At 49.2% G+C, this 368-nt stretch carries 2 tRNA genes; both read right to left on the reverse strand.

Features of this window, described 5'->3' with window-relative positions:
- Positions 1-74: 74 nt before the first annotated feature.
- Positions 75-150, reverse strand: a tRNA-Ala gene (locus tag IM295_RS22565).
- 38 nt (positions 151-188) lie between these two features.
- Positions 189-265: transfer RNA gene (locus tag IM295_RS22570), tRNA-Ile, on the reverse strand.
- Positions 266-368 lie beyond the last annotated feature (103 nt).

The following is a 368-nucleotide window of genomic DNA, read 5'->3' on the forward strand; positions in this document are numbered from 1 at the left end:
TTTTTAAAGAGCAAAACTTCGCAGTGCACCTTTTCAGGTTCACTCTGAAGTTTTCTTGTGTTCGCAGTAAAAGATGGTGGAGCTATGCGGGATCGAACCGCAGACCTCCTGCGTGCAAAGCAGGCGCTCTCCCAGCTGAGCTATAGCCCCATCGTTTTGCCAACCTCTTCAAATTTGCTTCGCAAATTTGGTAGGCCTGAGTGGACTTGAACCACCGACCTCACCCTTATCAGGGGTGCGCTCTAACCACCTGAGCTACAAGCCTGTAGAGGTTTTTTACTGCTGTTTTTCATCAGACAATCTGTGTGAGCACTACAAAGGCAGGTTCTTTAAGGTAAGGAGGTGATCCAACCGCAGGTTCCCCTACG

Source organism: Enterobacter cloacae complex sp. P14RS (genome assembly GCF_014895895.1).
Lineage (GTDB): Bacteria > Pseudomonadota > Gammaproteobacteria > Enterobacterales > Enterobacteriaceae > Enterobacter > Enterobacter bugandensis.